A 24,002-nucleotide genomic window follows, 5' to 3' on the forward strand; every position below is an offset into this window, starting at 1 on the left:
CAAATCGACGATTAGGGTCCCGTAGCGCTGGCCTTTTTTCCACGCCCAATCATCCACGCCGATGATGGTCAAGGCCGTCGGCGGGTCGTCGCCTCCGCCGGCGACGGCCGCCGTGCGCACGAGGAGCCGGTTAATGGTGGATCGGCTGACCGCAATCCCTTCCGCGGCGGCCACCCGGCACGTGGCGACCGCGGTCATATCCCACGCCCAGGCCAAGAGCCGCGCGGTACACATGGTCGTGCGTCGTTGATGGGGCGGCGCCCAGGGGACCCGCTCGCAAAAAATGTGCTGAGAACACGTGGGTGTCGGGCAGACAAATCGGTGAACCCATAGTTCCACGGCGACCGTCAACGACCCGACGGGAAGTTCCTGCAGGTGGCGCGTGTATTGGCTATGGATTTGGGCGCTCCACTGCCCACACGCGGGACAGGGGGCCCGATGCGCCACCGATTCCACCACGACCTGGACGGGTTGGTCCGTCCCCCGCACCAACGTCACGCGCATCCCAGGATACTCTGGTACACTAAACAAGGACATGTTCACACCTCCCAAAGGTGGCATGTCCTTTTGACATTTGTTACCAATATTCCTCTTTCACCAAAAGTGTGCAAGAGCCATTTCCTATTGGCCTTTTTGGTGATTTTCAAATTGGCCTTGACAATGCGACTGAAACCTTGTCGCGCCTTCGCGATGCCGAGGTTGCCCACGTCACCGTTCGGCCCAAAACGTCCGGAGTGCCCTTTATGGGCTTCTCCGACTATCGCCATCTGGTGGAGGCGGGATGGCGGGCCATGGAGGACGCCTGGCCCACGATTCAGGAAGCGCTGTCCGACGATTCCTCGTCCCGGGGCAACAAGCGATAGGTGAAGGGAGCTTCGGCGGCTTGACCCGCCTCCACGCCCCCGGACTGACAGTGGACGCGGGCTGGGCAGAGAAGGCAGAGCGGCTTTCGTGCTGTGCACAGCATGGCCCCGAAATCCATTAACGCCTGATTGAAGCGGCTGGCCTGACCTTCCGGGACCACCGCTTCAGCCAGGGCCCACAACACGTGTTGCGTCTCGGCCCGTGAATTCTTGTAGTCAATCCCGAAATATCGGCCCAATACCCGCTTGACATTGGTGTCTAGAATCGGCGCATCAATCCCCAGGGCGAATGAGGCCACGGCACCCGCCGTATACCGCCCCACCCCGGGAAGGGTCATCAATTCCTCCACACTGTCAGGCCAGATGCCGCCGCGTTCTTCCACCACCGCGCGGGCAATATCCTTCAGCCAACGCCCACGGACCTTATATCCGAGCGGGTCGGTGATGGCTTTCACCTCCTCCAACGCGGCTTCATGGAGCGCCTGAACCGTCGGAAAACGCTGCATGAACTCCTCATAAACCGGGGCCACCGTGGCTACAGTAGTTTGGTGTAGCATGATTTCTGACACGATAATTGCGTAGGGATCCCGGGTTCGCCGCCAAGGCAAATTCCGCCCATGCTGGTCATACCAGCCTAAAACCGCCTCCCGAAACCCCTCCAAGGGGTCATCGTCGACGGCAGCTCGATATTTAACTCGCTTCATGGGACCCGGCCTCCTGCCACCAAATGCCGCCGCCGCCATTCTGCCAGATACGATATACACGTGCTCCCGCAGCATACCAGATGCCCAGCAAGGCGCTTCCCCAAAAGCCCAAAAACAACGCCACCGCTACCGCAAACCCCCCCGCTTCCAAGCCAAATATCCCCGCAGGGATATGTCGGGCCAGCACCGTCAGAAGACTGCCACCCAACAGCGCGATGACCACCGTCACGGCCCCCACCCATAAAAACACGATCAAATGGGTCGCCCGGCGCACCGACGCGGCCTGAAAGGCAATCGCCCGCATGCGCCCATCACCCTGGTCGGCCGTCACTTGGATGGCTCCCAACCAGGGGGACGCCACCCGATTGTATAAAAAGAGCGAGCCGGCCACAAATGCCAGCGACGCCAAGGGGGCGCCCAGCAACAGCCAAAACCAACGGTCGGGAATGACGGCGCTCCAGCCCATCAAATTGGCGACGACCCCCATCACCAGGCCAAATGGCAAGGCCACGGACGCCAAGAAGGGGAAGTTTTTATCGGTGGGCAGCGAGACTATCTGGGCCCCGTCCCATACCACCGTCACGGGCCAGCGGTTGGCCAAGAGCCGGTGATATAAAGAAAGACCGACGAACCGAGCCGCCGTAATGGCGGCCAGTGCGGCCACGCTCTCGACGGTGGCTCGGGTCCATCCCAGCCGTGTCTGAAGTCCAGTCCAAACCCAAAACGCGGCGAGCGGCAGAATCCAGCCCCAGAGGCCGAACGCCAACCACCCGCCCAGTCCAATACGCACGGGGTAACGTATCTGGCTCATTTTGCACCTCTATCGCAAAGGTTCTGCCCCGAGCGTCGATTTTCCTGCTGTTATGAGGAGGCCAGAAGCGCGGCCACCAGCAAGGCGTTGGACGCCGAGCCGGTACTTAACACCGCCACGCGGCCGCCCCGCGCGTCTAAAACCACAGCTGGCGCCCCGGCGGGTCTCCAAAGCCGCATGCTCACGCCATCCTCCCGAATGGCCGGCAACCCACCTACCACCGCGCGTCGAGCCGTGCCGTCCACAACCGGATGCCCAGCCGCCTTAGCGGTTCCGGGGACCATCGCCAAGGCCGGCAACCGCCCTTGGTCTATCAAGGGTAGATAAGCACGGGCAACCTGTGCCGGCGACGCCATCAGCCCCTCGCCCGTGGTCACGGTGGCGGGTCCCGGCTGCCGTGGCAGGCTCGCCGATGCAAGACGTCGAGAATCAATCCTAAAGTGCCCAAATCCCAAGGTATTTAGTGCCTGTCGGATAGCCGACGCGCCCCATAGCTGGCCGATCTGATTGAGGCTGTGAGCCCCCGCCAGCGCCGATTGCAGCTGGGACCGGGACGAGGCCAAAGACATTAAGGGCGGCAAAGCCGCCAGCCCCACCGGGCGGGACTGCCAAAGGCTGTTCCAGGGTCCGGCTGCCGCCAAGACTTGGCCGTCTTTGCCCAGCACCCAGATGGCGCCATCGCGCGCCAAAGGTGTCAGCGATTGCGACAGAGAGAGATTGAGCGTGGTGTGCGTCGCGTGCTGCTGAAGCGGCTCCCAAACCCTTCCGCGCTCCTGGTAGACTGCCGGGCTCTGACGGGTAAGCTGGCTCGCGAAGTCTAAAATGCGGGGGGATATGCCCGCTTTCGGCACCCACGTTTTGACCTCGACCACCGTCACTCCGGCGAAGTGCCGCGCCTGCCAACGCTTGGCCACGGCGCCGGACACGGGCTGCAGCCGGGGTTTGGCGCCCAGTCGGATTCCCAACTGCGACTGTATGTCTGCCTTAATGGGAGCCTGAAGCTCACTCGGATCAATGAGGAGCGCCGTTTGGGACCTCGAGCGGGTTAAGAGCGCCCCGCCTTGCCCGGTAACCGGCCCGGACAGAACTTCGCCCTCCATGACGGCCTGGCTTGGGCCAGAGATGGCCAAGTGCGACAGCCGGAACACCAACAGAGCTGCGACTGCCAAAAGTGCCGCTATCCCTGCCGACGAGGACGCCACGGTCAAACGATGATTCCACGCCACGAATGAAACAACCTCCTTTAGTTTCTAAAGGAAGTGTTTCCCGTTTTAGCCTATTTCAAACAGGTAGGCATTGAATCCGTAAGGTCGCGATCCGTTGCACCCCCGGGGGTGTCGGTTTCCTCTCCCTAAGTTAAGGCATTCCGGCCTCGCGCAACTGCCACATTTCAGCTAAGCGCGTGCCATTAGAGATCGTCTCGGATCGCCGTGTCACCGGGGATTCGGGAATGGCAAAAGCCCATACACGCCGGGAACTCAGGCAACGGGCCCGACCGACGTTTGGAAGCCCACAGGGGCGGGACCAGGAGAAATAGCGCCCGAATGACGCTATTGGCGCTTCAGGCACCAGCTTTAATCGTTCGGGGTACCTTATTGGCCGTGCGTGGCGTTCGCTTTGGCGATATTGGCCAAATGCTGCTGATAGGTTGTGGCAAAGAGAATCTGGCCGTTTCGCAATGACAAAAAGTAGAGATAGGACACCCGCGCGGGACGCAACGAGGCCTTCAAAATGGCCAGACCCGGATTGTCGATGGGGCCCGGGGGAAGGCCAGCATGCTGGTAGGTGTTGTAGGGCGACGCCACGGTAAGGTCGTTCAGAGTGAGGCCGCCTGCCACCGGATGGCCGATGGCGTAGCGCACCGTGGCATCCGATTGAAAGCGCATCCCCGCCGCCAGACGATTGTAAAACACCGCCGCAACGTCGGTGGCCTGGGTGCCGGACGAATCTTCGGCCTGCACAATGGAGGCCAGCGTCACCCATTGGGCCAAGGTGAGCTTGCTGTGGCTATGCGCATATAATCCTTTTTCCACCCGATGTTGGAAGGTGCGCCACATGGTAGTCAGCGCCTCACGCGGGGTGGTTCCATAAGGAAAACTATAGGTGGCCGGGAATAAATACCCCTCGAGCGGATCCCGCACTCCTTTTGCGGGCGCCGGCATGCCCGGGAGCGGATGCCGTTCCAGAGCCTGATATTGGTTCAGATGGCCAATGTGCGCCCGAACCAGGCGGGCCACAATCTCCTGAACCGTCGCCCCTTCGGGAATGGCCACGCGAACAACTGCCGTCTCACCCCGCGTGATCTTGTCCAGAATCGTGCTCAGCGGCATGCTGGGCGACAGCCGATAGACGCCCGCCGTCAAACGGGTGGAGGACTTGTCCCAACGGCTTAGGATCTCGAACGGCCACACACTCTTAATGACCCCGGCGCGCTGTAGCGTTAACGCCACCTCATCCGCCGTCGATCCCGGAGCCACAGTCACATAGCGAACCGCCCGACTGCCGGGATCTTTGGGCTTAAACTGGCTGACCACCCACAGCGCCACAAAAAAGGCGGCCACCAGAGCCGCCCCTGCCCAAAGCCCCCAGGTGGGACGCCGCCGGCGCTGACGACCCATATATGGCTCAATCACCGACTCGCGGCCACGACGCTGCCGCTATTCCTCACCTTCATCATCCAACAGCTCTTCGTAAGCTTGGGCGACTTGCTCCCACTCTTCCTCCGATTCAATGTCCACCAAGACGTCGTCTCCGTCCGCATCTTTCTCCAGCCGCAAGATAACCGCCTCGGCTTCCTCGTCCTCCTCGGTGTCAATGGGCAGTAAGATAGCATACTCCTTCTGGTTGACTTCAATCACGTCAACCACCACGAACTCATGCTCCTTGCCTTCGTCGTCGGTGAGGGTAATGATTTCGTCCTCTTCTTCGGAAAAACCGGCTTCAAAATCTTTGTCGTCAGCCATGTGAGTCTCCTCTCTTGTCCGCACCATGCGCGCATGGTCCAGATACGCTTGCAATATTAAACTGGCCGCCACGCCGTCAATCACCGCCTTGCGGTTCTCACGGCGCACCTCCTGTTGAATCAAGATGCGTTCCGCCTGCTGGGTGGTAAGGCGCTCGTCCCATGTACTCACGGGCACGGGGACCATGCGCTTCAGCCGATCAACAAAGTTGAGCGTCTTTTGGGCTTGCGGTCCGACGGTCGCATTCATGTTCAAAGGCAATCCTACCACAATTTGTCCCACATTCCATACATCGGCCAGTTGAGCAATTTGCTCCAAATCGCTGGGGAGATTCTGACGGCGGACCGGCTTCAAGGCGTTGGCGATGAGACCGGTCTCGTCGCTGACTGCCACCCCGATCCATTTATCCCCCACGTCCAGCCCCATTATGCGTTCAGCCATCCGTGGAGGCAATTTCCAGATGGCGCACATAGTGGCGCAAGAGCTCCTCTAGCAGCTCATCCCGCTCCAGCCGACGAATCATGTTGCGTGCTCCCATGTGGCTCGTAATATAGGCCGGGTCACCGGACAGCAGGTAGCCGACCAGTTGGCTGATGGGATTGTACCCTTTGGCCTTGAGAGCCCCGTACACTTCGCGGAGGACCATATCGGCCTCTTTTTCTTGGTCGTGGTAATCGCCGAGACGCCGGGTTTCGTCCGACATGCTCATCCTCCCACATCCTTTCCCCTTCGGGTCCCCTTCTTCGCCCTTGTGCCTAAATTATCCTGCCATGCCAAAGGTTTTGTCCACCCACTGGCGCGCTTCCTGCAATAGTGCCGGAATGGCATCAGGCTTCTTGCCGCCCGCCTGGGCGAGGTCGTCTCGGCCCCCGCCACCGCCGCCAATAATTTGACTGAGCGGCTTGACCAACTGCCGGGCTTGATGCCCTTGGAGACGAATTTGGTCCCCAAAATAGACCAGCAACGAGGCCCGCTCTCCATGGCGCGCCGCCAAAATGGCCCCGTCCACCACGGTTTTGGCGCCGTCCAGCACTTCGCGGAGCGCCTCCGGGGAGTCGGCATCAACCTCGGCCACCAAAAACTTGACGGGACCCACGGGCGCTACCTGGTCGGCTAAATCCCGTCCCAGTTTGGCCCTCTCGCGGCGCTCCGTCTCCTGACGCAGGGCATCGAGCCGCTTGACCTCCTCCTGGAGGGCCGCCACCCGTGAGACCAACTCGGGTTCCGGTGTGCCGACCATGACTTGTTGCAAATCGCCAATCACCTGCCGCTGACGGCGAAAAGCCCGAAGGGCGTTCATCCCGGTCACGGCCTCAATGCGCCGTGATCCGCCCCCCACCGATGCTTCCTCGACAATGGCGAAGAGCCCGATTTGTCCGGTACGGCTGCAGTGCGTTCCGCCACAAAGCTCCTGACTCGCTCCGGGAACGGTAATGACCCGCACTGTCTCTCCGTATTTATCCCCGAAAAAGGCTAACGCACCCCGTTTTAACGCCTCATCCTTGGAGAGAAAATCAATGCTTACCGGAATGTCGGCCAACACCCAGCGGTTCACCAGGTCCTCAATTGCCTCAATCTGCTCCGCGGTGAGCGCTTTCGGATAGGCGAAGTCGAACCGGAGGCGGTCGGGAGCCACCAACGAGCCGGTCTGGTGCACCTCTTGGCCGAGCACGTCCCGAAGTGCCGCATGCAGCAAATGGGTGCCGGTGTGGTTTCGCATGGCGCCATGCCGGCGGTCTTCGTCCACCCGCAAATACGTCGGCTGGCCTTGAGCCAAAAATCCCTCGTCCACCTCCACCAGGTGATAAATGGCGGAGCCCGACTTAACAGTGTCCACCACCCGGGCCTTTCCGGTCTCCGAGGTCATGAGGCCCACATCCCCCACCTGCCCGCCACCTTCAGGATAAAACGGCGTCCGGGCGAGATAGACAATCCCGGACATTCCCGCTTCCAGGCGTGTCACCGGGTCCCGCTCCACATAAAGCGCTTGAAGGGGCTCATCATTCAACACCAAGGTCTCGTAGCCTAGAAACTCGCTGGCCGCCTGCTCCGGCAACAGTTCCGCCATGCGGGCGCGGTTCTGCCGGGCGCGCTCCCGCTGTTCGGCCATCAATTGATCGAAAGCCGCCTCGTCCACCCCGATGCCCCGTTCCAAGGCGGCGTCGCGAGTCAAGTCGAGCGGAAAGCCAAAGGTGTCATAGAGTTGAAAGGCGTCCGCTCCCGACAACACGCCGCCCGCGGGAATTTCCTCCAGCTTTTGCTCCAAGACGCGCAGGCCCGCTGACAGGGTCGACAAAAAGCGCTGCTCCTCCTGCTGGACTAACGCCTGAATGGAGTCCTCGCCATTGACCACCTCGGGATAGGCCTCGCCCATGACCCGTCCAACTTGAGGCACCAGCTGATACAAGAAGGGTTCCTCAAATCCCAGCATCATGCCAAAGCGCATGGCGCGGCGCAAGATGCGGCGCATCACGTAGCCGCGGCCCTCATTGCTGAAGGAGACGCCTTCCGCCAATAAGAAGGTGATGGCGCGGATATGATCGGCAATCACCCGAAACGGCATGCCCTCTGGACCGGGCGCATACGATGCTCCGGAAAGTTTTTCGATGGCCGCAATAATGGGGCGAAAGAGATCGGTCTCAAAATTCGAATCCACGCCTTGCATGTAGGCGGCCACCCGGTCCAGCCCCATCCCAGTATCGATGCTGGGCCTGGGAAGGGGCATCAACTCCCCCTCGGCATCCCGGTCATATTGCATAAAGACGAGATTCCAAATTTCCGTGAAGCGGTCGCATTCGCATTGCCCCAGCCCGCAATGGGGACCGCAGGCATGCTCGGGTCCCCGGTCCACGTAAATTTCGCTGCAGGGGCCGCAGGGCCCCGTATCGCCCATGGCCCAGAAGTTGTCGTGAGCGCCCAGGCGGACAATCCGGTCGGGCGACACCCCGGCGACCTCCTGCCACAATTGATAGGCCTCGTCGTCGGTCTCAAACACGGTGACCCACAACACATCCGGGGACAACCCCAACTCGCCCAACAAAAATCCCCAAGCAAGCCGGATGGCCTCTTCCTTGAAATAGTCGCCAAAGGAGAAGTTGCCCAACATCTCAAAGAATGTCTGATGGCGGGCGGTCACCCCCACTTGATCCAAATCGTTATGTTTTCCGCCCGCCCGCATGCATTTCTGCACACTCACGGCGCGGCGGTAGGACCGCTGCTCGAGTCCCAGAAAGACATCTTTAAACTGCACCATGCCCGCGGCGGTAAACAACAATGTCGGATCGCCGGCTGGAACAATCGGGGCGCTGGGAACCACCTGATGCCCATGGTCTTCAAAAAAGCGCAAAAATTTCTGTCGAATGACGGCTGCCTGCACCTAGGCGCCTCCCTCTATTTCCGCATGATGCCTTATTGTACCGATGGCGCCGATTTATGGTCAAGGGGCACCGTCAGACGCCGGTAGAGATGAGCCAGCACCACTTTCAAAACGGCCGCCGCCGGCACCCCGATGAGCAGACCGGCAAAACCCCCGATGGCCCCGCCAGCGAAAATGGCGAAAATCACGACCAACGGGTGCAACCCGACCGACTCCCCCACTACCTTTGGGGAGATCACGGTGCCCTCCAGCTGGTGAATCACCACAAAGCCAATCACCGCGTACATCGACACAAAGGGCGACCGAGTTAGGCCCAACAAGATGGCCGGAATTGCACCGGCGATGGGCCCGACGTAGGGGATGACGTCGGTGACGGCCGCCACCGCCCCAATCAAGGGGGCAAACGGAATGCCGAGGATGAACGTCCACAGCGCGGACAGCACCCCGACCACCAGAGCCACCATCAATTGGCCGCGAATGTAGCCGTTGAGGGCGCGGTCGATGTCGAAGCCTAGTTTGTAGACGGCGCCTTGCCAATCCACCGGCACGATGGCCCAAACCCGTTCGCGAATCCGGTCGAGGTCCTTTAGGACATAAAAGCCCAGCACCGGGGCGATAATCACCGACAAGACTCCCGGAACAAGACCGAAGACCGTGTGCAAAATCCCCTTGAGCCCTGTCGACAGGCGGTTTTGTAGATGTTTGCCGGTTCCGGTGATGGCGCTCCGAATGGCTGGCGGCATCGGTTGCTGATGAAAACGGGTGAGCCAATAGTCCCAGGTTGACTGGACGCCCTGCGCCAGCGTCGGCACGTATTTAATGAGACGCACACTTTCTTGCAGCAGCACCGGCACCATATAGATCACCAATGCGGTAATAACCAGCCCCACCAGCGAATAGACCAGCAGAATTGCCACCGCCCGATCGAGACCATACCGGGCCAGCAAGTCTACCAGCGGGGCCATTAGATATGCCAGCACCAACGCCAGGATGAAGGGTAGCAGGATGGGGCGTACCACCACCAACAGCCAGATGAAGCCCACCAGCGATACAATCAGAAGCCCCCAGCGGTACCAGCGCCGAGGGCTTCGTTTCTCGGGGTCCCACCGCACCATTAGCTGAGGCGGCGTTTAGCCAAGTGGACCAAGCGGCTTCCGCCATAGCGCGCCACGCGATAGGCGGAGGGAGCCAGACGGCGAGCTTGTCTCCACATGGGCCGACGGTTCCGCCGGAGCAGCCAAAAACCCGCCACCACGGCGCCCATCAGCGAGCCTGTAACCATTCCCGACACATAGCGCTTCATGACATTACCCCTTCCAAGCCTTCCGGCTCAATCCGGGAGAGTTCGCCGTCAAGTTCCACCCGGTACATGCGGACACCCTTGTGCCCCATCGAAAACTCAATGTAGCAGTCCCAACAATAGAATTGACCGGTGCCCACACGACCGACGTTTTTGCCCGCACACGCGGGGCATAATGGATCCTTGTCCACTGCGCTATCCCCCTTTGTACCTACTGAAAGGGTTCCCCAGGCGCGGAGATTTTAATCGCGCCGGGGGCAACTTCCGTCAGCTCGCTGATGGGCACGATGAGGGCTCCGCTCAGCAAATCGCCTAAGATGCCGCGGGACACCACGAGGGACACCAAGCGGAAGCTGCTTTCATCAAAAAGCACATCCTTGAGCCGTCCCTGCAGGCGCCCCCACTGGTCAACGACGGGACGACCGCGCATGCTCCGCTGCATACGCACCACCTGTTTGCGCCATCGGCGAGTCCGCCTCTCCAGCGGTTGGCGGCTTGCCGCCACCACCCCGGTTGTGGACACGGATACCGTCTCTTCGTCGGCGATAAGAAACCAGGACGAAAGAAGTCGTGGTGTGAGGACGAACCCCGTCACGCGAAGCTCGTCCCACGAAACCACGACCTCTTCCACCAGCTGGCGCGCATGATGCTGCCCCGCCAGCCGTACCGGCAGATGGGTCACATGCCAACCGCTAACCATACATTCCCCCTAGCGGGAGGTTGGCCGTATCTTCCCTCCCGCCACCAAGACATCCTCTTGATACAAAACCGCTACCTGCCCGGGGCTGATGGCCCACTGGGGATCATCAAAGCGCACCTCGGCCTGGTCGCCGTCCGGAATCCAGCGTGCCGGCGCCGGCTCCATGTTATAGCGCACCTTGGCTTGGCCTGCGAGCGGCAGATCTGGAACGCCGCCTGCTACGTAATTGACAGCCTCCACCTGACAGGCGAGGCTTTCTACCTCCGCCCGCGAACCCACAATCACCTGATTGCGGCCGCGGTCGATGCCGACCACATAACGCGGCTCCGCCCCCGCCAACCCGAGTCCTCGCCGCTGGCCGACAGTGTAAAAGGCAATGCCCTGGTGACGCCCCAACACCTGGCCCGAGGTATCCACGACATCGCCGGGCACCTCCGCCTCCGGACGGTGCTCCCGGAGATAGCCCTGATAGTCATTCTTGGGCACAAAGCACAACTCCTGGCTGTCCGGCTTATGCGCGGTCACCAAGCCCCGGCTTTCGGCGATGGTCCGACTCTCGGCCTTGGTCAATCCGCCCAGCGGAAACTTAAGATGACGCAAATCCTCTTGACCGAGCGTGTACATCAAGTAGCTCTGGTCCTTCTTATGATCCAGGGCCCGCTTGAGGAGAAACTGTCCATTCTCCTCCTCAACCCGCACATAATGACCGGTGGCTAAAAAGTCTGCCCCCTGAGATTTTGCCCAATCCCACATCGCCCCAAACTTGATGTAGCGGTTGCAGAGCGCGCACGGATTGGGCGTCAAGCCATTCAAGTAGGCCTCCTCAAAGGGTACAATGACCCGCTCGAAGAACGGCTGCTCCACGTCCACCAAGTGATGCGGGATACCGAGCTTCTTAGCCACCCGGCGGGCATCCACAATCGCCTCAAGGCCACAACAGCTGTTGGTGGTCTCCGCCGGCAAATGGCGCATGGTCACGCCGACCACGTCATATCCCTCTTCTAACAACAATGCGGCGGCCGCCGAGGAATCGACGCCGCCGCTCAAACCTACGACTACCGTCTTTCCCATCCGTTATCCACCTCCTCCGACTCGCGCGGCAACGCCCCGCGAAGTCCCTTGTTCTCGGACCAGCCGATCCAGTGTAATTTGGCTCATCGCGTCGTCGACGGCCTCTTGAACTCGCGTCCAAATGTCCGGTCCAATGCAATGATCCATTTCCAGGCATCCAGGACCCGCTTCGGCACATTCCGCAACCACAATGGGCCCTTCCACGGCCTGGACTACGTCCCGCACCGAAATCATAGCGGGGTCGCCGGCCAGTTGATAACCGCCCTGAGCACCCCGCATCCCTCGGACCAAGCCAGCCCGTTTAAGAAGCGGCATTAATTGCTCCAAATATTGCTCGGGAATGTTTTGGGCGGTGGCAATGCTCCCGACCGTCAGCGGTCCATGGCCAGCATGGAGTGCTAATTCGTAAATGGCCTTGACCGCATACCGCCCTTTACTCGACACCCTAAACATGGGCACACTCCCCCCATCCTTTCTTTTAGGGTATCACCAGCGAGAGCGCCGGTCAACCAGACTCCTCAGTAGGTGCGCTCCTTTGGCTCATAATGGGTAATCACCACCGGCTCCTGGTTCATCGCCAAACGCCCTTGGCGATCATGGGAAAACAAAAAATGGCAAAGAAATTCTTGATCGTTGCGCTTCGGGTAGTCGAGCCGAGCGTGAGCCCCTCGGCTTTCGCGCCGCAGCAAGGCGCCTTCCACCACCGTCTCGGCCAAATCGAGAAGAAATCCCGTTTCTAAAAAGGCCAACAAGTCGTAGTTGAAGACCGCGCCACGATCCATCAAGGAGGCGTGGGCCAATCGCTCCCGCAGCGACGCGACATTGTGCTGGGCCTCTAAGAGCCGTTTTTCGGTGCGAAACGTGCCGACCAACCGTGTCATGGTGTCGCGGAGTTCCTTGCGAATAGTTCCATAGTGTTCGCCGCTGGCGCGCGATTTTAGGGTCTGGAGGGACTCCTGAGCCTCTTTGAGAACCCCGTCGGGAATGGATGCCGGGCCGTTTTGCTGGACGTGGCGGCTCGCCTCCCGTCCCGCGAGCCGCCCAAACACCAACGTGTCCAAGAGAGAATTGGCCCCCAAGCGATTTGCGCCGTGCACGGAGACGGCCGCGCACTCTCCTGCGGCATAAAAGCCGGGGAGCGCCGTGCGGCCCCATTTGTCCGTTGCAATGCCACCCATCATGTAGTGCTGACCTGGCTGTACCGGGACAGGCTCTTTGGTCGGGTCAATGCCCTTATAACTAACCGAGAAGTCATAAATCTCGGAGAGGCGGTGACGAATCAAATCGGCCCCGAGATGGCGCAAATCCAAATGTACATAGCCCCCGTCAAATCCCCGGCCTTCATCAATCTCTATTTCGATGGCCCGGGAGACAATGTCGCGGGGCGCCACCTCCATCAACTTGGGCGCATAGCGTTCCATGAAGCGCTCACCGAGCTTGTTGACCAAGTAAGCCCCCTCGCCGCGCGCCCCCTCGGTGATGAGCACATTCATGCCGGGGAGCGTGGTCGGGTGGAACTGGACAAACTCCATATCCTTCAGCGGAACCCCTGCGCGGAGCGCCACCGCCATGCCGTCCCCGGTGTTGATATAGGGGTTGGTGGTACGCGCGTACATCATGCCGGCTCCACCGGTGGCAAAAATGACGGCGCCGGCCTCCAGCCCCACGACCGTTCCCGTGGCAATATCCAAGGCCACCACCCCGGCCGCCCGCCCATCGTGCACCACCAATTGCAGGACAAAAAACTCCTTCAAGACATCCACCTGGTGCTTGATGGACTGCTCGAACAAGGTTTGATACAGGGCGCGGCCGGTTTTATCGGCCGCATAGCAGGCCCGCGGATAACCCTGGCCGCCAAAGGAACGCTGGGCGATGCGACCATCCTCTCGCCGGGAGAACAAGGTCCCCCAATGCTCCATCTCATAAACCACCCGGGGTGCGTCCTCGCACATCAGCTCGGCGGCATCCTGATCGGCCAAATAGTCGCTCCCCTTAATGGTGTCAAACGCGTGATCCTCCCATCGGTCGTTCGGATCAATAGCCGCATTGATGCCCCCCTGCGCCGCCACCGAGTGCGATCGCACCGGATAGACCTTGGACAGCACCACCACCTTTAATCCCGGGTCAATGGCCAAAGCCGCCCGAAGACCCGCCAATCCCGCTCCCACTACGATGACGTCATAGCGAAGACGCTTTGCCTGTTCCACCGTCAATGCGTGAGTCCCTCCCGGACCATGCTGCGCTTTAGGACCTGAATGCCGCGGGTAATGGGAATGCCCTTCGGACAGGCCTCGGTACAGTTGAAAATGGTGCGGCAGCGCCAGACGCCCTCCGGGTTGTCTAACGTCGGGGTACGCTCGGCCGTGCCGGCATCGCGTGGGTCTGCCTCAAAGCGATACGCTTTGATGAGGGCTTGCGGCCCGGTGAAGGCCGGGTCCAGCCCCACAATGGGACAGGCCGCATAACAAATCTGGCAGAAGATACAGTCTGAGGCCTTGCTCAACATGTCAAAGGCCTCCGGCTCCAAGGTCATGCGGCGCTCCTCAACCGGTTCCTCCTCATGCGGATCGGGCATCAGCCATGGCAAGATGGATTGAAATTTGTCCCAAAACGGGGTCTGGTCAACCACCAGATCCTTTATGCAAGCCAGATTGTAGAGCGGCTCGAGGCGGATAGGCCCGTCCCCGGCGACCTCCGCCACCTGGGTTTTGCACGCGAGTCGGGGCCAGCCGTTAATCACCATGCCATCCGAGCCGCAAATGCCGCTTCGGCAGGACGCCCGAAACGCTAGCGACCCATCTTGTTCCTCGCGCACTCGCATCAGGAGGGCCAGCACCACATCCCCCGGATAACTTTCGACCGTGAAGCGCTCCCAATGCGGATCTTTGTCCCTCTCGGGGTTAAACCGACGAACTTCCAGCTGTACCGGATCCAGTTCCCTTCACCTCCTTCTGACATCGCCCCTAAAGCAAGAACCACGGATGGGGCGTCAAAAAGGCCGACAAAATGTCGGCGCCCAGCACCACCGTAGCAATGCCCACCAATGACAAACCAATGGCCAAGGTGCGCCTCGCCGACCCCCGGTGCATCCGGTCGGTCAGCACGTGGTACAACCCATTGAGGCCGTGATACACCACCACAACTAAAAGAGCATAGTCGATGGCGTCATAGAACCCGTGCACCAACCGTGCGGCCACACCTTGGTAGGAGAATCGCGAGCCTAAGTGGAGAAAGTGCTCAATCCACAAATGACCCAGCACCAACACCAACAGCAGCACGGCCGACACCCGTTGCAAAAACCACTGCCATGCCCCACCCGGGCGATTGGGGGACATCATAGTCGTACCTGGGGCAGCATGGCGACGACGGAGCCCGCCAGCAGCACCGCGCCGATGCCCATGGCCACCCAAAACAGTTTCTTCTGCTGATCCACCATCCATCCCAAATCCAGCAGCAGGAGGCGAATGCCATTTAAGGCATGAAAGAAAATGATGGTAAAGAGTGCCCAGTCGGCCACGATAAAGGGCGGGGTGGTCAAATCCGCCACCACCCGATTAAATGCCCTGGGTCCACCGGGCCAGACCACCGAGGACAGCACGATCAGATGAAAGTAGAGATAGGCGACAATTAAGAGACCGGACACCCGGTGCAACAACCATGCCCAGGTTCCGGTCCGATAGATGGCGCGTATACGGTAGCTCGCTTGCCTCATGGTCCCCTCCTAAGAAGAGTATCTCCTCAGAAGGCGTCCTTTATGACCTATAACCCGTTTCCGGGGTAACTCCACAGGTGGCCGGTGGTGGGGTTCTTGCCGCCCGGCACGATGCCCGGGGGCAAAAAGTCCATGCCGTCCGGAATATCGAGATAGCCCGGCGCCGTGCCCGGCACACCTGTGTGGCCGTACTGCCAGACGATCTGATTGGTCTTGGGATTGATGACAATCACCCGATCGTTGTAGTCATCGTTTAGCATCACGTTGCCGTTTTTGAGCTTGACGGCCAGCGACGGATGATTCAGCATCCCCGGCCCTTGGGCAACCGAATACTCCCAGACAAGCTTGCCCGTGGGGCTCATCTCCACCACCGCACCCGGGTCGGTGTAAAACGCGACAATGATGTTGCCATGGGGCGTGAAATTAGCGTCCGACGGGTAATAAAACTGCCCCGGGAAGTGCACCGTCCACTGCACCTGGCCCTGCTTGTTGAGCAAGATGGCGTCGTTCCCGCCAATCTGCGTCACCAGCATTCCGCCGTTTGGAGCCGGGAAGTCGCCATTGGGGGCGGCATAGCTCACCGGCGGGTTGACGGCCATTACCCCGGTTTCGCCATATTGTTTGGTAATGGCGCTGGTACTCCGATTAATAAACAGGATGCGTTGATTCTTGATGTCCGCAACAGTAATCTGCTGGCCTTTCGGCGTGTCAAACAAGAAGGCATCATCGGGGGTGTTAAGATACCCGGGCAAATCCCCGGGCAATCCGGGATGCCCGTAATTCCATACGACCTTACCGGTGGCGAAGTTCAAAACGGAGACGACGTTATAGCCCTCTTGGTTGGTGATGATTTCGTCCCAATGCGGACCAAAGAATACGTCGTCATCGTCGTGCAGCACCGATGGCTGTCCAGGCTTGGGATACTGCCAGACAATCTGTTTCTGCGGGTTTACCAAGAGAATGCGGTTGTTATGCGAATCGGCAATCAAGACGTCGCCGGGCAATGCCGCCGTCGGCCCCGGGCTCCGCCATAATTTGGCCAGCGCCGTTTTCTGGCTGGACTTAGGCGCTGTCTTCTTGGGTGCAGTCTTCTTGGCGGGCGTCTTCTGGTGCGAGGGACTAGACGGGGACGGCGACCCGCAGGCCGACAACACCCCCGCCGTCGCCGCGATGGCCGCCACGGCCCAGCCCGTTCGCTTGGCTCGCTGAAGCTTTCGGTTCAACCCGTATCCCTGTCCTTTCTTACATCATTTCAACCGATAAAACAGATCCGCCGCCCCCAAAGGAGCGGCGGACCGTCCGTCCTTCCTATATCAGGTCGCGACGGTGGTGTTGGGCTTGGCGGTCTCATTTTTCTTCCCCGTCAGCCGACGCAACAAAATCTTCACCGGGTCATAGTAACGATCTGCGACCCGTTCCTTCAACGGAATAATGGCATTGTCGGTAATGCGGATATGCTGCGGGCAGACCTCCGTGCAGCACTTGGTGACATTGCACATATTCACCCCGGCCTGATTGGCCAACAGCGGAACCCGGTCGGCTCCGTCCAAAGGATGCATCTCGAACTCCGCAATCTTAATCATGAAGCGCGGGCCAAAGTACTGCTTTTGTCCTTCGTGGTTCCGGAGCACGTGGCAGGTGTCCTGACACAGGAAGCACTCGATGCAACGGTGGAACTCCTGCACCCGGTCGGCGTCGATTTGCTGCATGTCGAAGGGCGCCGGCACGGTTGGCTCCAACATGGGAATTTGCCGCGCCACCTCATAATTCCAGGACACATCGGTGACCAAGTCCTTAATCACCGGGAAGGTCTGCATGGGCCGCACCTCAACGGTTTGCCCATCATAGTCGTCCAGTCGGGTCTTGCAGAGCAGCTTCGGCTGCCCGTTGACCTCGGCACCGCACGAACCACAGTGGGCCGCTTTGCAGTTCCACCGAACCGCCAGATCCGGAGCATCGTTGTGCTGGATGTAGTGAAGCGCGTCCAACACCACCATGCCGGTTTCCTTAGGCACCTGGTATTCCACCGTGTCGCCGCCCGACTTGTCGCCGCGCCAGACCTTCAGGGTTACCTCTTCACTCATGCCTCAGCACTCCTTTCGGTCACCAAACCGGGAGCTTTGCCATAGGTGAAGAGTTTGGCCAAACGTTCCGGCATTTGTTCCACCGGTTCGGTGTTGATGCGAATTTGCTCCCCATCAAAGCTCTCGACGAAGTTAATCTTCTGCCAATCCTCCAGCTCGTCGGGGTAGTCGGTCCGCCAGTGCGCGCCGCGGCTTTCCTTGCGCTCCAAGGCGCTGCGGATAATGCCCTCGCACAACAGCAACATGTTCTCGACGTCGAACACGGCGTGCCAACCAGGGTTGTAGATGCGGGAGCCTTTAATGCCCATGTTTTGGGCTTCCTCTTTCAACGCCAGCAACTTGTCGAGACCCTCCTGCAGGACCGGGCCGGACCGCATGATGCCGGCGTGGTTGGTCATAATCTCCTGCAAGCGCTCGTGAATCTTGTAGGGGTTGACCCCATTCTCGCGACGGAAGGGCTCCAACACCCGATCCATCTCGGCGTTGAGTTCGGCATCGTCAACGGGCGCGAAGTCCGAGGCGCCCTCAAGATATTGGCGTGCGCCCAGTCCTGCCCGGCGGCCAAACACCAGCAGGTCTGACAGCGAGTTCCCGCCCAAGCGGTTGGCGCCATGGAGACCACACGCCACCTCACCGGCGGCAAAGAGCCCCGGCAGGTTGGTCGCACAGGTTTCCGGGTCCACCCGGAGGCCACCCATGCTGTAGTGGCAGGTCGGTGCCACTTCAAACCGCTCACGGGTAATGTCCAAGTCGGCCAGCGTCAAAAACTGCTCGTACATGCCTGGCAGCTTGGCCTTCACATATTCCGGACCCTTGTGGCTGATGTCCAGCCACGCGCCCCCGTGGGGCGTGCCCCGGCCGGCTTGCACTTCTTTGAAGATCGAGCGCGCCACCACATCGCGGGAGGAGAGCTCCATCCGCTCCGGGTCATACTTTTGCATGAACCGCTCGCCCTCGGAGTTGTACAACAGACCGCCCTCGCCGCGGACGCCCTCGGTGACCAGAATGCCGCGAACCCCGGGAGGCCACACCATCCCGGTGGGATGGAACTGCACCATCTCCATGTCCATCAGGTTGGCCCCAGCGCGAAATGCGAGCGCGGCACCGTCTCCGGTGCTTTCCCACGAGTTGGACGTCACCTTGAAGATCTTGCCCCAGCCGCCCGTCGCCATCACCACCGCGCGGGCGCGGAAGAGCACAAACCGACCGTCCTCCCGGAAGTAGCCAAACGCCCCAGCCACGCGGCCATTGTGCACCAACAGCTTGGTCATGGTCACTTCCTGGAACACGTCAATTCCGCTGTGCAGCGCCTTATACTGCATGGTGCGGATAAGTTCCAGTCCGGTGTGGTCGCCAATGTGGCAAAGCCGCCGGAAGGAGTGCGCCCCAAAGGGCCGCTGCATAATGCGCCCTTCTTTGGTGCGGTCAAACACCGCACCCCAGGTCTCCAGCTCCAGCACCCGGTCTGGAGCTTCCTTGGCAAACAGCTCCACCATGCGATAGTTGTTGATAAAGTGTCCGCTGCGCATGGTGTCGTAGAAGTGCGTTTCCCATCCGTCGGGCGCGTCCAAGTTGCCGAACGAGGCCGCCACACCGCCTTCAGCCATCACGGTGTGGGCTTTGCCCAACAGCGACTTGGTGATGACGGCCACCTTGATTCCGGGGACCTGCGAGGCTTCCACCGCCGCACGAAGGCCCGAGCCACCGGCACCAATCACAATAATGTCGTAGTCATGAACCTCGTACTGTTCCTGCGCCATTAGAACAACCTCACATCATGAATGACTCCCATGGAGAGGAGTCGAATATACAAATCGGCGGCCCACACCGATGCCAGCGAAGCCCACGCCCAAGTTCCGTGAAACACGTTCCAACTCGAAACCCGGTTCCACAGCTTGTAGCTCGTGGTCGGCTTGCCGTCACACGAGAAGCAGTCCTTCTTTCCCCCCACCATGTGGCGAAACGCGTGGCAGGAGAAGGTGTAAAAGGTTAGCAAAACGGCATTAATCAACAGCAGCAGGCTTCCAATGCCCACGCCAAACCCGTTCTTGAAGAAGAAGGCTTGCACCGCGTCTTTCCATAAGAAGACCAAGACAATAAACGCCAGATACCACGCGTAGCGGTGCAGATTGTTAAAGGCCAAAGGCCATTTGGTCTCGCCGCTGTATCGGGGGCGAGGCTTGTCGTGCACGGCACAGCCGGGCGGATCCCAGAAAAATCCCCGGTAGTATTCACGCCGGTAATAATAGCAGGAGAAACGAAACAAAAACGGCACCCACGCGACGTATAAACCATCTAGGAGATGCCATCCAAACCACTTGCCCACGCCGGGCGAAAAATATGGAGAAATATAGTTTTGATAGGTGCCTGAATTGTGAAAGAAGATTTCCCAAAGGGAATAGAGAACCCACACTCCCAAGACCACCATGGTGATCAGGGGCTCTACCCAATAGGGCTTTTCCTTTTTCGCGGAACCTTGCGGCCTGGTGGCCGACGACGATTCCAGGGGTTGAGCCATAAGAATCCCCTCCACCGCGTTATTTCCCTCAAGTGCTGCCCACAAGGGCTAGCCTATTGTCGAGTATACATCAGAACCCCGTCGAGGATTGGAACTGTCAGCATAGGCGGAGATTCCTGAAAATATCGACACATTACCGCTTGTCTTCGCGGCGGCGCCGCCGCCACTCGTCTAGACGCGGCTTGAGGGACGCTTCTTCCCCCTGAGTGCTGGGGCGATAGAGCTCGAGACCCTCAAGATCCGACGGCAGATGCGGATCGGGAAGGAAATGGTCCGGAGCGCTATGGGGATAACGATACGGTTCTTTCAAGCGGGGATTGTAATGGCGATCTCGAATCGAGTCTGGTACCGGCGCGTTAGGCCAGCGGTCCAAGGCCTGATCGAGCGCCGCCAACGCTTCCACCACGCTGTTGGATTTGGGCGCCATGGCGAGATAGATGACCGCCTCGGCAATAGGGATGCGCGCCTCCGGGAGACCCACCGTCTCCAGCGCCCAGGAGGCGGCATGGGCCACCAACAGCGCCTGCGGATCGGCAAGACCGACATCTTCAGCGGCATGAATCAGCACCCGGCGCACAATGAAGCGCGGGTCTTCCCCGCCCTTCAGCATGCGGCCCATCCAATAGAGCGCGGCGTCGGGGTCGGAGCCGCGGATGCTTTTAATGAATGCGGAGGCCAAGTCGTAATGCTTGTCCCCATGGGCATCATAATAATACGCGAAATCCTTCCAAACCTGATCCAGCATGGCGGTGGTGAGGTGGGCGGTTTGCCGCCCATCGGCCAGCACCGTCAATCGCTCCAAGACCGTCAAGGCCATGCGGGCATCTCCGCCCACCCGCTTGGCGATTTGGGACAGCACCTCGTCCTCCAGGGTCCCGTCGCGCCACCATGCCCGACGCCGGTCCCAAGCGCGAGCCAGCACCCGTTCGACGGCCTCGCTGTCAAGAGCGTGAAACTCCACCAGAAGACAGCGGGAAATGAGGGCGTTGTTTAAGGAGACCCAGGGATTTTCCGTGGTGGCCCCCAACAAAATGAAGGTCCCATCCTCCACAAAGGGCAGCAGCACGTCTTGCTGACTCTTGGAAAAGCGGTGAATCTCATCCAAGAACACCACCGTGCCCCGCCCTTCCAATCCCCAGCGGCTCTTGGCCTGGTCCGCCACCTTGCGGACATCGGCAATGCCGGTAGCGACGGCGGATAATGGAACATAAGCCATATGGGCGGCGCTGGCTAAAATTTCCGCTACGGTGGTTTTTCCCGTTCCTGGCGGCCCATAGAAAATGGAAGAGCGCAAACGCCCCTCCGCCATGCTGCGGAGAAGCCCGCCGGGACCGGTGACATGCTCTTGGCCGATGACCTCATCCAAGGTTTTGGGGCGAAGCCGCGATGGCAAAGGCGCCGCCTCGCGGCGGCGCTCATCGCCCAAATCGGAAAATAAATCGTCAGGCATGGCTCTCGATCCCTTTGAGTTCCTCAAACACGGTGAGGGCCCGGTCCACGTCGGCATCATCCACATCCAGGTGGGTCACCAGACGCACCAGATGCTTTCCCATGGTGCCAAACAGCACTCCCCGACGCTGGGCTTCCGTGACCAGCTTTTCGGCTTCCACCTCGGTGTTTACCATCACCATATTGGTCGAAACCTTCGGCTGCCAGGCATCATAGCCCAGGGCCCGGAGTCCCTCGGCGAGGCGCCGCGCACGGGCATGATCGTCCTCCAAGCGCTCCACATTCTCTAAGGCAAGCAAGCCTGCGGCGGCCAAAACCCCCGCCTGCCGCATCCCGCCACCGAGCCACTTGCGGTATCGGCGAGCCACCTCAATGAACGCTTTGTCGCCTACCAAGACCGATCCCACAGGAGCTCCGAGGCCCTTGGAAAGACAGATGGAGACCGAATCCGCGTCCCGCACCAGTCGATCAGCCGAGGTGTGAAGAGCGACCGCAGCGTTGAAGAGCCGCGCTCCATCCACATGGACCCTAAGCCCTAAATCGCGGGCCGTGGCCATGACCGGGTCGAGCCGGTCGGTCGACAAGGCGGCGCCGCCGGCGCGGTTATGGGTGTTTTCCAAGCACACCAGACGCGGACGGGGATGGTGGATATTGGCGGGCCGCACCGCCTTAACCAGCTCCTCGGGCGTGAACAACCCCTCTTCGCCATCCAGCAGCGTCAGCATGGCGCCAGCCCAGAGCGCCGCCCCGCCACCTTCATAGTAATAGGCGTGGCTGTCGCGATGAATAAAAAGCTCATCGCCCCGCTCGGTGTGGGCTAAAATCGCTGCTTGATTGGCCATCGTACCACTGGGCACAAATAATCCAGCCTCTTTGCGAAGACGCGACGCGACCTCATGTTCCAACCGATTGACGGTGGGGTCCTCGCCGTAGACGTCGTCGCCGACCTCGGCTTCGGCCATCGCGCGCCGCATCGCATCGGAGGGCTTGGTGACAGTGTCGGAGCGTAGATCGGTCATCCGCATTACAACCCCAACCGCCTTAGAAGTTCAGCCTTGGGCAGCGCACCAACCACCCGCGAGACCTCTTCGCCAGCCTGAAAGCGAATAATGGTAGGAATGCTCATGACACCATATTGGGAAGCAATTGCCGGATTTTCATCCACGTTTACCTTAGCGACGGTCACAGCCCCCTGGCGCTCCTCGGCCAACTCGTCCAAAATGGGCGACACCATCCGGCAAGGCATGCACCAAGATGCCCAAAAGTCCACGACCACAGGCTGGGTGCCTTGAATGACCTGATTAAAGTTGTTTTGATCTGCTGTTACCACATTGTTCGCCAAAGAAATTCCCTCCAGTTCTCCCATCTATCTTACCTGGATTAGACCCCAGCGACAACCAAAACAGGAGGCGCACCACCGCGCCTCCTTCGATATCTCCCCCGCCATGCCGCAACGCCCGACGTTTTGAACCTGCCGCTGGCAGGTGGGCACCTCCGACTTGGTTTTCGCAGTCCCCGTCAATGCGGGGCAGGACGGCCGCCAGTCAAGATCAGGTTCCCTATGTTTTGGTGTTGGCTCAAAACATATCGGTCTGGTCCCGAACACAGCAGGGATTTGATTGGTCTCATTATACGAGCGCGCCCTATGGGGCGCAACCCGAAACATATCCCATCTGAGGGCGGCGTTGCCGCCGCCCTCAGTGGGAAACCACTCGCGGATACTATTGGAGATCGGCGTCCTTTTTGGCCATGTTGGTCACCATGCTGGCGAGAGTCTCCTTCTCCTCAGGACCCGCGGACTGCCAGACATTCTTGGCTAGACGGTCCTGTGCGTTTTTCGGCTCGACGCCAGCCTGCTGCATCGCGTTACCCATGTCAATGACGTCCGACTTTACGTCGTGGTCGCCCTGCTGAATGCGCTTCGCAGCTTTTTGCTTCAGGTCCTGGAAGGAAGACGGCACACCTTTTGCCAAAACGATCCCCTCCTCCATATGAGTGACGGGCATCAGCGCCCGCTAAAAGCTTTTCCCGTGTGGCTGAAAAGTATCAGAGAATATTGGGGGTGTGCGAGTGGAAGACTAGCTCTGCGGCAATCGAAGGAGGTGATACAGGTGAATTGGGTCGGAGCTATTGTTCGCTTTGTAGTCGCGGCTATCGTTTTAATGCTGCTCGGTTATGTGGTGCCCGGGTTCTCCCATTTGACCTTCTGGTCAGCGCTGTTAGCTGCCCTGGTGATCGCCCTGGTGGGCTATATCATCGAGGCTCTATTCGGAAAACATGTCTCCCCGTACGGCAGAGGAATTGTCGGGTTCTTGGTCTCGGCGGCCGTCATCTACCTCGCTCAGGTTATCGTGCCAGGCATGCACGTCACCATCCTGGGGGCGCTTATTGCGGCTTTCGTCATCGGGATTGTGGACCTCTTCATTCCCACCGCTGTTCGCTAAAAAAGAG

At 59.9% G+C, this 24,002-nt stretch carries 28 protein-coding genes and 1 other RNA gene; 2 read left to right on the forward strand and 27 right to left on the reverse strand.

Features of this window, described 5'->3' with window-relative positions:
• Positions 1 to 537: transposase (locus HIJ39_RS08930; RefSeq protein ID WP_169098830.1), on the reverse strand; the 537-nt coding region annotated here is incomplete at its 3' end.
• 68 nt (positions 538 to 605) lie between these two features.
• Here HIJ39_RS08930 and HIJ39_RS08935 point away from each other — a divergent pair.
• Complete coding sequence (locus HIJ39_RS08935; protein WP_169098832.1) at positions 606 to 863, forward strand: hypothetical protein; 258 nt, start codon at positions 606 to 608, stop codon at positions 861 to 863.
• Here the strand turns inward: HIJ39_RS08935 and HIJ39_RS08940 are convergent.
• The 26 genes from HIJ39_RS08940 to HIJ39_RS09065 form a co-directional block, all read right to left on the reverse strand.
• Entirely contained in the window at positions 815 to 1,567 is a 753-nt protein-coding gene (locus tag HIJ39_RS08940; RefSeq protein WP_169098834.1) for an A/G-specific adenine glycosylase, read from the reverse strand. The two genes, HIJ39_RS08935 and HIJ39_RS08940, sit on opposite strands and share 49 nt — an antisense overlap.
• Positions 1,554 to 2,378: a hypothetical protein gene (locus tag HIJ39_RS08945; protein WP_169098836.1), complete on the reverse strand. Its 825-nt coding sequence runs from the start codon at positions 2,376 to 2,378 to the stop codon at positions 1,554 to 1,556. The genes HIJ39_RS08940 and HIJ39_RS08945 overlap by 14 nt, the downstream gene beginning before the upstream one ends.
• Before the next feature lie 50 nt (positions 2,379 to 2,428).
• Positions 2,429 to 3,604, reverse strand: coding sequence for a hypothetical protein (locus tag HIJ39_RS08950; RefSeq protein WP_169098838.1), 1,176 nt, complete (start codon positions 3,602 to 3,604; stop codon positions 2,429 to 2,431).
• A 366-nt stretch (positions 3,605 to 3,970) separates the two neighbouring features.
• Positions 3,971 to 5,011, reverse strand: coding sequence for an endolytic transglycosylase MltG (mltG, locus tag HIJ39_RS08955; RefSeq protein WP_169098840.1), 1,041 nt, complete (start codon positions 5,009 to 5,011; stop codon positions 3,971 to 3,973).
• A gap of 24 nt (positions 5,012 to 5,035) precedes the next feature.
• Positions 5,036 to 5,812 carry a Holliday junction resolvase RuvX gene (gene ruvX / locus HIJ39_RS08960; protein WP_338055126.1) on the reverse strand — a complete coding sequence of 259 codons (777 nt, stop codon included), beginning with the start codon at positions 5,810 to 5,812 and terminating at the stop codon, positions 5,036 to 5,038.
• Positions 5,775 to 6,050: an IreB family regulatory phosphoprotein gene (locus HIJ39_RS08965; RefSeq protein WP_169098844.1), complete on the reverse strand. Its 276-nt coding sequence runs from the start codon at positions 6,048 to 6,050 to the stop codon at positions 5,775 to 5,777. Before HIJ39_RS08965 ends, ruvX begins: the two co-directional genes overlap by 38 nt.
• Before the next feature lie 51 nt (positions 6,051 to 6,101).
• Positions 6,102 to 8,717, reverse strand: coding sequence for an alanine--tRNA ligase (gene alaS, locus HIJ39_RS08970; RefSeq protein ID WP_169098846.1), 2,616 nt, complete (start codon positions 8,715 to 8,717; stop codon positions 6,102 to 6,104).
• A 32-nt stretch (positions 8,718 to 8,749) separates the two neighbouring features.
• Positions 8,750 to 9,832 (reverse strand): AI-2E family transporter, encoded by a 1,083-nt coding sequence (locus HIJ39_RS08975; RefSeq protein ID WP_169098848.1) that lies wholly within the window; start codon positions 9,830 to 9,832, stop codon positions 8,750 to 8,752.
• On the reverse strand, positions 9,832 to 10,020 hold the full coding sequence (locus HIJ39_RS08980) for a hypothetical protein (protein ID WP_169098850.1): 189 nt from the start codon (positions 10,018 to 10,020) through the stop codon (positions 9,832 to 9,834). Before HIJ39_RS08980 ends, HIJ39_RS08975 begins: the two co-directional genes overlap by 1 nt.
• Positions 10,017 to 10,208, reverse strand: coding sequence for a hypothetical protein (locus HIJ39_RS08985; protein WP_169098852.1), 192 nt, complete (start codon positions 10,206 to 10,208; stop codon positions 10,017 to 10,019). The genes HIJ39_RS08980 and HIJ39_RS08985 overlap by 4 nt, the downstream gene beginning before the upstream one ends.
• A 20-nt stretch (positions 10,209 to 10,228) precedes the next feature.
• Positions 10,229 to 10,717, reverse strand: coding sequence for a PRC-barrel domain-containing protein (locus HIJ39_RS08990; protein ID WP_169098854.1), 489 nt, complete (start codon positions 10,715 to 10,717; stop codon positions 10,229 to 10,231).
• 9 nt (positions 10,718 to 10,726) lie between these two features.
• A complete protein-coding gene (gene mnmA / locus HIJ39_RS08995) occupies positions 10,727 to 11,788 on the reverse strand; it encodes a tRNA 2-thiouridine(34) synthase MnmA (RefSeq protein ID WP_169098856.1) in 1,062 nt (353 codons plus the stop codon).
• 3 nt (positions 11,789 to 11,791) lie between these two features.
• Positions 11,792 to 12,241 (reverse strand): RrF2 family transcriptional regulator, encoded by a 450-nt coding sequence (locus HIJ39_RS09000; RefSeq protein WP_169098858.1) that lies wholly within the window; start codon positions 12,239 to 12,241, stop codon positions 11,792 to 11,794.
• A 65-nt stretch (positions 12,242 to 12,306) separates the two neighbouring features.
• A complete protein-coding gene (locus HIJ39_RS09005) occupies positions 12,307 to 13,995 on the reverse strand; it encodes an FAD-binding protein (RefSeq protein ID WP_169098916.1) in 1,689 nt (562 codons plus the stop codon).
• A 2-nt stretch (positions 13,996 to 13,997) separates the two neighbouring features.
• Complete coding sequence (locus HIJ39_RS09010; RefSeq protein ID WP_169098918.1) at positions 13,998 to 14,723, reverse strand: succinate dehydrogenase iron-sulfur subunit; 726 nt, start codon at positions 14,721 to 14,723, stop codon at positions 13,998 to 14,000.
• A 28-nt stretch (positions 14,724 to 14,751) separates the two neighbouring features.
• Positions 14,752 to 15,126 (reverse strand): succinate dehydrogenase, hydrophobic membrane anchor protein, encoded by a 375-nt coding sequence (sdhD, locus tag HIJ39_RS09015; RefSeq protein WP_169098860.1) that lies wholly within the window; start codon positions 15,124 to 15,126, stop codon positions 14,752 to 14,754.
• The gene (gene sdhC, locus HIJ39_RS09020) at positions 15,123 to 15,500 is read right to left on the reverse strand and encodes a succinate dehydrogenase, cytochrome b556 subunit (protein WP_169098862.1); all 378 of its coding nucleotides are present in this window, start codon (positions 15,498 to 15,500) and stop codon (positions 15,123 to 15,125) included. The genes sdhD and sdhC overlap by 4 nt, the downstream gene beginning before the upstream one ends.
• 47 nt (positions 15,501 to 15,547) lie before the next feature.
• Positions 15,548 to 16,723: an outer membrane protein assembly factor BamB family protein gene (locus HIJ39_RS09025; RefSeq protein ID WP_243239469.1), complete on the reverse strand. Its 1,176-nt coding sequence runs from the start codon at positions 16,721 to 16,723 to the stop codon at positions 15,548 to 15,550.
• A 90-nt stretch (positions 16,724 to 16,813) separates the two neighbouring features.
• Positions 16,814 to 17,584 carry a succinate dehydrogenase/fumarate reductase iron-sulfur subunit gene (locus tag HIJ39_RS09030; protein ID WP_169098864.1) on the reverse strand — a complete coding sequence of 257 codons (771 nt, stop codon included), beginning with the start codon at positions 17,582 to 17,584 and terminating at the stop codon, positions 16,814 to 16,816.
• On the reverse strand, positions 17,581 to 19,344 hold the full coding sequence (locus tag HIJ39_RS09035; protein WP_169098866.1) for an FAD-binding protein: 1,764 nt from the start codon (positions 19,342 to 19,344) through the stop codon (positions 17,581 to 17,583). The genes HIJ39_RS09030 and HIJ39_RS09035 overlap by 4 nt, the downstream gene beginning before the upstream one ends.
• Complete coding sequence (locus HIJ39_RS09040; protein WP_169098868.1) at positions 19,344 to 20,102, reverse strand: hypothetical protein; 759 nt, start codon at positions 20,100 to 20,102, stop codon at positions 19,344 to 19,346. The genes HIJ39_RS09035 and HIJ39_RS09040 overlap by 1 nt, the downstream gene beginning before the upstream one ends.
• Positions 20,103 to 20,235: 133 nt before the next feature.
• Positions 20,236 to 21,552, reverse strand: coding sequence for a replication-associated recombination protein A (locus HIJ39_RS09045; RefSeq protein ID WP_169098870.1), 1,317 nt, complete (start codon positions 21,550 to 21,552; stop codon positions 20,236 to 20,238).
• Complete coding sequence (ltaE, locus tag HIJ39_RS09050) at positions 21,545 to 22,576, reverse strand: low-specificity L-threonine aldolase (protein WP_169098872.1); 1,032 nt, start codon at positions 22,574 to 22,576, stop codon at positions 21,545 to 21,547. The genes HIJ39_RS09045 and ltaE overlap by 8 nt, the downstream gene beginning before the upstream one ends.
• Positions 22,576 to 22,893, reverse strand: a complete 318-nt coding sequence (trxA, locus tag HIJ39_RS09055; RefSeq protein ID WP_243239470.1) for a thioredoxin — start codon at positions 22,891 to 22,893, stop codon at positions 22,576 to 22,578. Before trxA ends, ltaE begins: the two co-directional genes overlap by 1 nt.
• 91 nt (positions 22,894 to 22,984) lie before the next feature.
• Positions 22,985 to 23,168: non-coding RNA, 6S RNA (gene ssrS, locus HIJ39_RS09060), on the reverse strand.
• A 104-nt stretch (positions 23,169 to 23,272) separates the two neighbouring features.
• Positions 23,273 to 23,524, reverse strand: a complete 252-nt coding sequence (locus tag HIJ39_RS09065) for a DUF3243 family protein (protein ID WP_169098876.1) — start codon at positions 23,522 to 23,524, stop codon at positions 23,273 to 23,275.
• Positions 23,525 to 23,662: 138 nt separating this feature from the next.
• On the opposite strand from HIJ39_RS09065, the gene HIJ39_RS24080 reads away from it, so the two are divergent.
• Positions 23,663 to 23,995 (forward strand): phage holin family protein, encoded by a 333-nt coding sequence (locus HIJ39_RS24080; protein WP_169098878.1) that lies wholly within the window; start codon positions 23,663 to 23,665, stop codon positions 23,993 to 23,995.
• The last annotated feature ends 7 nt before the right edge of the window (positions 23,996 to 24,002 follow it).

The organism is Sulfobacillus harzensis (assembly GCF_012933365.1).
Lineage (GTDB): Bacteria > Bacillota > Sulfobacillia > Sulfobacillales > Sulfobacillaceae > Sulfobacillus_B > Sulfobacillus_B harzensis.